7 protein-coding genes are annotated in these 8,005 nt (G+C 62.8%); 4 read left to right on the top strand and 3 right to left on the bottom strand.

From position 1 onward, the window contains the following. Positions 1-104: 104 nt before the first annotated feature. The 3 genes from Q0K15_RS09805 to Q0K15_RS09795 all read right to left on the bottom strand — a co-directional run bounded on the left by Q0K15_RS09805 (position 105) and on the right by Q0K15_RS09795 (position 2,401). Positions 105-389, bottom strand: a complete 285-nt coding sequence (locus Q0K15_RS09805) for a hypothetical protein (protein ID WP_294515669.1) — start codon at positions 387-389, stop codon at positions 105-107. 70 nt (positions 390-459) lie between these two features. Continuing rightward, positions 460-1,839, bottom strand: a complete 1,380-nt coding sequence (locus Q0K15_RS09800) for an MATE family efflux transporter (RefSeq protein ID WP_365933821.1) — start codon at positions 1,837-1,839, stop codon at positions 460-462. A gap of 145 nt (positions 1,840-1,984) precedes the next feature. Next, positions 1,985-2,401, bottom strand: a complete 417-nt coding sequence (locus Q0K15_RS09795) for a hypothetical protein (RefSeq protein ID WP_294515668.1) — start codon at positions 2,399-2,401, stop codon at positions 1,985-1,987. 258 nt (positions 2,402-2,659) lie between these two features. On the opposite strand from Q0K15_RS09795, the gene murI reads away from it, so the two are divergent. The 4 genes from murI to Q0K15_RS09775 all read left to right on the top strand — a co-directional run bounded on the left by murI (position 2,660) and on the right by Q0K15_RS09775 (position 7,796). After that, positions 2,660-3,475 carry a glutamate racemase gene (gene murI / locus Q0K15_RS09790; RefSeq protein WP_294515667.1) on the top strand — a complete coding sequence of 272 codons (816 nt, stop codon included), beginning with the start codon at positions 2,660-2,662 and terminating at the stop codon, positions 3,473-3,475. A 148-nt stretch (positions 3,476-3,623) separates the two neighbouring features. Continuing rightward, a complete protein-coding gene (locus tag Q0K15_RS09785; protein WP_294515666.1) occupies positions 3,624-4,067 on the top strand; it encodes a DUF1934 domain-containing protein in 444 nt (147 codons plus the stop codon). 201 nt (positions 4,068-4,268) lie between these two features. Further along, positions 4,269-6,017 carry an arginine--tRNA ligase gene (argS, locus tag Q0K15_RS09780; RefSeq protein WP_294515665.1) on the top strand — a complete coding sequence of 583 codons (1,749 nt, stop codon included), beginning with the start codon at positions 4,269-4,271 and terminating at the stop codon, positions 6,015-6,017. 300 nt (positions 6,018-6,317) lie between these two features. Continuing rightward, positions 6,318-7,796, top strand: a complete 1,479-nt coding sequence (locus Q0K15_RS09775; protein ID WP_294515664.1) for a haloacid dehalogenase-like hydrolase — start codon at positions 6,318-6,320, stop codon at positions 7,794-7,796. Positions 7,797-8,005: the final 209 nt, after the last annotated feature.

Raw genomic sequence — 8,005 nt, 5'->3', positions numbered from 1 at the left:
CGTCGTCTGCGGACGACAGAACTCTGCGAGGCTCTTGCACAAAATCTGAGGCATTCCTACTTTTTCGACAAGCTGAGACCGCCTGAAGGCGGCCTTTTTTCTTGTCACGTGAGAAAAACGGCGGTGAGGGGTTCCTCCGGCGCAGGGCAGGGCTCCGCCGGAAGGACGGTAATCTCCCCCTCTGACAGGGTCTCCTCCTCCGTGGGCGGCGTCACGGTGATGATCTCCCCCTCACGCTCCTCCGGCTGGACAGAGGGGCGGGTGAGAGAAAAGCCGGGGTCCCGGGCCAGCCATTCCTCCGGCACCGGCAGGGCAAAGCCGCACAGCGCCCCCAGGGCCAGACAGGCGCAGGCCACGGCGCCCACCCTCCAAAGTTTCCGCAAAACCATCCAAAGACCTCCTTTGCCAGTTTCTTTATGCTTTTCGACGTAAATGGGAGGAAAAGGTTCCAGGGTGGGCTCAGCTTTTCCGGGCCTCCTCCCCCAGCTGGGCGGCCTTGAGATCCCGGAGAACCCCGATGCCCATGGGCAGGGCCACCAGGAAGGAGCACAGGTCGGAGAAGGGCTGGCTGAGCTGAATGCCGGTGATGCCCAGGATGTTGGGCAGGATGAGGATAGCGGGGAGGAAGAAGAGCCCCTGGCGGCACATGGCCAGCACGGTGGCCCGGAAGGACTGGCCGATGGTCTGGAGGGTCATGCTGGAGGGGAAGAACCAGGCCAGGAGGGGGAAGGTGACGCACTGCATCCGCAGGGCGGCGGTGCCGATGGCGATGACCTCCCGGTCGTCGGCCCGGAAGACGGCCATGAGCTGGGGGGCGCAGACGTAGCCCAGCACGGCCAGGGCCACGCCGCCCACGGCGGCCGCCTTGAAGAAGAAAAAGAAGGCCTCCCGCACCCGGCCGTAGAGCTTGGCGCCGTAGTTGAAGCCGCACACCGGCTGATAGCCCTGACCCAGGCCCAGGAGGGCGGAGCTTGCGAACATAGTGATGCGGGAGACGATACTCATGGCGGCGATGGCGGCGTCGCCGTACTCCCGGGCGGCCACGTTGAGGAGGATGGTGGCCACGCTGGCCAGGGCCTGCCGCCAGAAGGAGGGCAGGCCGCCGGTGAGGATGCGGCGGTAGCGGTCAAGGGTGGGGCGGAAGGCGGCGGGGCTCAGACGCAGGTTGCCGCCCCGGAAGGTGCCGCCCACCAGCAGGCAGAAGCCCACGAACTGGCTGAGGATGGTGGCCAGGGCGGCGCCGCCGGTACCCATGTCCAGCAGAAAGATGAAGATGGGGTCCAGGGCGATGTTCAGTACGGCGCCCGAGAAGATGCCGATCATGCCGAAGACGGCGCTGCCCTGGAAGCGGAACTGGTTGTTGAGGACCAGGGAGGCCACCATAAAGGGGGCGCCGATGAGAATGTAGAAGACGTAGTCCTTGGTGTACTGAGCGCTGGTGGCAGTGGCGCCCAGGAGGTCCACCAACGGGTCCAGGAAGAGGAGCCCCAGCACTCCTAATACGACCCCCAGCAAAAAGGCGGAGTAGAAGGCCACCACCGTCATGCGCTGGGCCTCCTCCCGCTTCTGCTGGCCCAGGAGCCGGGAGACGTGGTTGCCGGAGCCCTGGCCGAAGGTGAAGCCGATGGCCTGGATGACGGCCATGAGGGGGAGGGCCACCCCCACCGCCGCCGTGGCGCTGGTGCCGATCCGGCCCACGAAGAAGGTGTCGGCCATGTTGTAGAGGGAGGTGATGAGCATGCTGATGATGGTGGGCACCGCCATGGTGGACACCAGCCGGGGGATGGGGGTCTGGGTCATCTGGGTAAATTTATCCGCTGTGGGCCGAAACAGGGACACGTCCGCTCACTCCTTGCTTTTCACGGTATCGTGCTCAGTATAGCATGCAAATGATTGCAGACACAACTATTTTGGTGGTTTTCGGCGGAAAAGAAAAAAAGGTCCGCTCCGCCCGAAGAGGGCGGGAGCGGACCGGTTTTTGTCCTCACATGATGTCGCTGTCCACAGTGATGTTGTCGGTGCCGTGCTCCTCGAACTCGGCGATATAGGCGTCGATGCGGGAGGCCAGCTCCTCGTAGTTGCTGTCGTCGATGGGCACGTCGTCCATATCCCGGCGGGCCAGGTCCTCGGCCAGAATGTCGAAGAAGACGTTGTCCTCGTAGTCCATGATGGCCTCATGGATGCCGCCCTCGGCAAAGGCCCGGGATGGGATGACCTCTCCGTTGTAGACCTCGGCCAGGATGGGCATGCCCTCCTCCTTGGCCTTGGAAAAGAGAAGGCTCTCCACCTCGTCATAGTCCGGGATTCGGTCGTCGCCGCGGGTGGAGTTGAGGATCCAGTTCCCGATATACACCATATCCAGCAGCCGCCGGTATTGTTTCCGTGTCAATTCCAGCTTCATGGTTGAGACCCTCCTTTACAGGCAGCGTACAGGCTCTGTGACGGATGGACCGGGCCGGACAAGGTCCGGCGGGGTCATGGGGCCGGAGTGTCCTCCGGCAGATAACATTATAGTATATTTTCTCCACTTGTCAAAGGGTACTCCCGGGAAGGGCCGTGGAAAATCACACTTGTTTTTCCCCGGCGTTTCGCATATGATAGTTTCTACTGGACCGCCGGAGAACGGCGGGGAATGTTTGCTGCGGCGGGAGGTTTTTTTGTGGATAATCGGCCCATTGGCGTCTTTGATTCTGGTCTGGGCGGTCTGACGGCGGTGCGGGAGCTCCAGCATCTGCTGCCGGGGGAGGACATCATCTATTTCGGCGACACCGGGCGGGTGCCCTACGGCGGCCGTTCCAAGGACACCATCATCCGCTACGCCCGGCAGGATGTGGCTTTTCTGCGGACCTTTGACCTGAAGGCCATCGTCATCGCCTGCGGCACCGTGTCCACCACGGCACTGGACGTGCTCACGGCGGAGAACGACATCCCGGTGTGGGGTGTGGTGGAGCCCGCCGCCCGGGCGGCGGCTCAGGCCACCCGGAACGGCAAGGTGGGGCTTATCGGCACCCAGGCCACCATCCGCAGCGGCGCCTACGAGCGGCGCATTGCCCAGGGTGCCCCCCAGATCCGGGTGATGGCGGCGGCCTGTCCCCTCTTTGTGCCCCTGGTGGAGAACGGCCGGTTCCGGCGGGGGGACATCGTGGCCGAGACGGTGGTGGGGGAGTACCTGGAGCCCTTCCGGGCGGCGGGGGTGGATACCCTGGTGCTGGGCTGTACCCACTACCCCCTGCTCACCGAGATCATCGGCGACTACATGGGGCCGGAGGTGACGCTCATCGACGTGGGCCGGACCTGCGCCGACGCCGTGGCCCGGCACCTGACGGATATGGACGCCCTGAGCCGGCCCGGCCGGACCGGGGAGAGCCGCTACTACGTCAGTGACAGCGCGGAGGACTTCTCCCGCCTGGCCTCGGTCTTTCTGCGGCGGGACGTGGAGGAGTCGGTAACCCAGGTGGATATCTGGAAGTATTGACCGATAAAGAGGGGGCAAACCCCGTTGGAAGTGCAAAATTGTGGAAGGAGCCTCTTTACATCGGGATACACTTATTATATAATAGCCGCCGTCCCCCGCGGCGGTACCGCGGGGTCGAATTCTGCGTAGATACCGAGGTAATTTCCCAATGGATAAAAGCGTGATCATTTCCATCAAAGGGGTCCAGAGCACCGACGGGGAGCAGCCGGAGGTCATCGAGCTGGTCACCGAGGGCAAGCTGCTGGACTGCGGCGACGCCGGTTACACTCTGACCTATCAGGAGAGCCAGCTCACGGGGCTGGAGGGCACCCTCACCACCTTCCAGGTGGAGCCCGACTGCATCACCCTGATGCGGGTGGGGGAGGTCAACTCCCAGATGGTCTTTCAGCCCGGACGGCGACATTTCTCCATGTACGAGACCCCTTACGGGGCGCTGTCCGTGGGCATCAACACCAAAAAGATGCACGCTGTCCTGGACGAGCGGGGCGGCGAGATCGAGATCGACTACGCCATCGAAATTGACCATGCCGTAGCCGGTGAAAATATGTTCCATATCGACGTAAGAGAGAAGGAACCCTTGTTCACCCAATAAAAACCAGCTCTCATGAGTCGGGATGCGATTTTTGACCGCAGATGTGCAGATGAAGAAAACCCGAACGGAGCCCAGCGCAGCGGGTCCGGTTGGGAGAGGAGGAGCAAGGAAGCGGGCGCAGTTTTCGCTGTAAGGCGGAAACGGAGCAGAGCGGACTTTGCGACGACGATGCGACAACGTAGAGAAAGGTGAAGGAAGAATATGGCGAATCTCATCCAGGCCGCCAAGGATCAGGTGGCGGCCCTTACCCAGCAGGCTTACGAAAAGGCGGCTCAGGCGGGGCAGCTTCCCGGCGGGCTGGAGGTCAAGGGCTCCGTGGAAATCCCCAAGGACGTCTCCCACGGCGACTACGCCTCCTCCTTTGCCATGGCGGGGGCCAAGGCCATGCACATGGCCCCCCGGGCCATTGCCCAGATCATCTGTGACAACCTGGCCCTGGAGGGCAGCTTCTTCCAAAAGGTGGAGATTGCCGGCCCCGGCTTTCTGAACTTCACCCTGGGCCCCAAGTGGTACGGCCAGATCATGGCCGACGTGGAGGCCGAGGGGGAGCGCTACGGCCAGAGCGACATCGGCCACGGCGAGAAGGTCATGGTGGAGTTCGTCTCCGCCAACCCCACCGGCCCCATGCACATGGGCAACGCCCGGGGCGGCGTGCTGGGCGATACCCTGGCCAACGTCCTCTCCCTGGCCGGGTACGACGTGTGGAAGGAGTTCTACGTCAACGACGCCGGCAACCAGATCCACAAGTTCGCCGTCTCCATTGACGCCCGCTACCACCAGCTCATCCTGGGGGAGGAGAATTTCCCCTTCCCCGAGGACGGCTATCACGGCGACGACATCAAGGAGCTGGCCCAGGCCTTTCGGGACAAGGAGGGCGAGGGCTGGCTGGACAAGCCCGAGGCCCAGCGCCAGGAGGCCATGGCCCAGTTCGGCCTGTCCGTCAACATCCCCAAGATGAAGAGCGACCTGCTCCGCTATAAGATCGAGTACGACCAGTGGTTCCTGGAGTCCGACCTCCACAACAGCGGCTATGTGGCCGAGACGGTGGGCATGCTCACCGAGAAGGGCTGGACCTACGAGAAGGACGGCGCCCTGTGGCTCAACACCACCGAGCTGCTCAAGCAGAAGTATATGGCCGAGGGCAAGACCCGGGAGCAGGTGGACAAGCTGGACCTGAAGGACGACGTGCTCCGCCGGGCCAACGGCTTCTACACCTACTTCGCCGCCGACATCGCCTACCACCGCAACAAGCTGGAGAAGCGGGGCTTCCAGAAGGCCATCAACATCTGGGGCGCCGACCACCACGGCCACGTGGCACGGCTCCAGGCCGCCCTGGACGGCCTGGGTCTGGACGGCTCCCACCGGCTGGTGGTGGTGCTCATGCAGCTGGTCAACCTGCTCCAGGACGGCCAGCCCGTCCGCATGTCCAAGCGCTCCGGTAAGGCCATCGCCCTCCACGACCTGCTGGACGAGATCAGTGTGGACGCCGCCCGGTACTTCTTCAACTCCCGGTCCTCCACCTCCCCCCTGGACTTCGACCTGGATCTGGCCGTCCGGGAGGATTCTGACAACCCGGTCTACTACGTCCAGTATGCCCACGCCCGCATCTGCTCCATGGTGCGGAAGATGGCCGAGGAGGGGATCGCTGTCCCCGCCGCCGCCGCTGTGGACGCCACCCTCCTCACCGAGCCCGAGGAGAAGGCCCTGCTGAAGGCCCTCTCCGAGCTGCCCGAGGAGATCCGTCTGGCCGCCCGGGATTACGATCCCTCCCGGATCAACCGGTACCTGGTGGAGCTGGCGGGCAGCTTCCACCGGTTCTACAACACCTGCCGGTGCATGGTGGATAACGCCGCCCTCCGGGATGCCCGGCTGAAGCTGGCCGACACCACCCGGGCCGTCATTGCCGACGGTCTCAAGCTGCTGGGTGTGTCGGCACCTGAGAAAATGTAATGCGATATGAGCACGCCAAAGGGGCTCCGGACTTGTCCGGAGCCCCTTTTTGAGTATGCTCACCATAAAATGGCGGAAACGGCAGAGATGATATTGTTAAAACTGCACAATTTTCTAGAGGGAAAACTGGACTGTTCGGAGAAAAGAAACGGGGGCGTTGCAAATAAAAACGTGCTCATGTTATCATCGAATTGCCTTTACCAGGAAGGAGGAATGCCGGGATTTAAAAAGCCCCCGCAGGCGTCTGAGGGCGCCGGACTCAAATGAGACTATTTTTGAGTAACAGGAGGAAGGAAATATATGAAAAACCGCAAGAGCAGCAAATTGCTTGCCCTGGGCCTGGTGTTCGCGCTGGGGCTGGGTATGTCCACCGCGCTGGCCGCCGTCTCCGTCGCACCCGCCACCACCAAGGTGACCGTGGATGGACAGGCTGCGTCCGTGGAGGCGTATAACATCGACAACGGCAGCAACTACTTCAAGCTCCGTGACTTCGCGTCCAATCTGGACTTCGGTCTCACCTGGGACGCCGCCACCGATACCGCCGCCATCGATACCACCGCCCATTATAAGCCCGATCCCACTCAGCTCATCACCGGCAACTGGGCGCCCGCCACCCGTGCCCGCATCCAGTCCGTCATCGACGAGAATGCCGGCAAGGGCCGCTATGTGGTCTTCGATTTCGACAACACCTCCGTGATCTTTGACGTGGAAGAGGCCCTGCTCATCTACCAGATCGAGAACCTGGCCTTCAAGATCGCCCCCGCCGACCTGGAGGGCGTGCTGGAGACCCAGATCCCCGACCTGAACACCCCCGTGGGCAAGACCGTGGATGACAAGGACGTCACCGTTGCCCAGCTGGTAGCCGACATCACCAGCGACTACGAGTGGCTCTATGCCAACTACGAGGGCTTCGGCGCCGGCGGCAAGTATGACCTGAACTACATCCACGCCACCAACCAGTATCAGGATTTCGCCGCCAAGCTGCGCTACATGTACACCTCTGTGGGCGACACCTTTGACGCCTCCGTGTCCTATCCCTGGGTCACCTACCTCTTCACCGGCATGACCCCCGACGAGGTCTATGACCTGGCCGCCGCCTCCCACAAGTACTGGGCCGACTACGGCCGCTACGCCTCCGAGACCTGGACCTCCCCCGTGGAGCTGCCCGGCGAGGCCGGCGTGGTGTCCATCAGCTTCACCACCGGCCTGACCTTTACCGATGAGCTGAAGGACCTGTACGCCACCCTGATGGCCAACGACATCGACGTGTACATCATCTCCGCCTCCTTCATCGATGTCATCCGCGCCGCCAATGAGACCATGGGCTACAACGTCCCCGAGGATCATGTCTTTGCCATGCGCAACGTGCTGGTGGACGGCAAGTACACCAACGAGTACGACTACAACTGGGGCGGCGAGGGCAAGTATGCTCAGACCCAGGCTGCCGGCAAGAGCACCATCATCACCAACTTCATCGCCCCCCAGTATGAGGGCGTGGGCCCCCTGATGGTCTTCGGCGACAGCGCCGGCGACTGGAACATGATGACCGACTGGATGGACGACGGTGACACCGTCCTGGGCGTCATCTTCAACCGCTATCGCAAGCCCAGCAGCGATCCCATCTGGGAGGGCTCCAACGAGGCCGCCCAGAGCATCGGCAGCGCCGATGCCCGGTTCGTGCTCCAGGGCCGCAACGAGAACACCGGTGAGCTCCGTCCCAGCGAGAAGTCCATCCTCCTGGGCACCACCGAGGAGGTTCTGGTCCGTCCCGCCGAGTAAGGCGCCGGACCGGTCCCTGAAAAAAGGAAAGACAGCAAGGAAGGCGCCCCGGCCGATGGCCGGGGCGCCTTAGGTTTGTGCAGAAGCCTCGCAGAGTTCCGCCGTCCGCAGACGGCAGAATGAAGTTGAGTCTGTTTTTTCCGGGGACTCGGGCCGCCTCCGGGCAGCATAGCTGCCCGGCCTACGCTAAAAATGTGCCACCGGCACAT

It is taken from the genome of uncultured Intestinimonas sp. (genome assembly GCF_944387245.1).
In the GTDB taxonomy this organism is placed as follows: domain Bacteria; phylum Bacillota; class Clostridia; order Oscillospirales; family Oscillospiraceae; genus Intestinimonas.
Note: the sequence above shows the minus strand (reverse complement) of the source record. Positions and strands in the feature narration are given on the sequence as shown.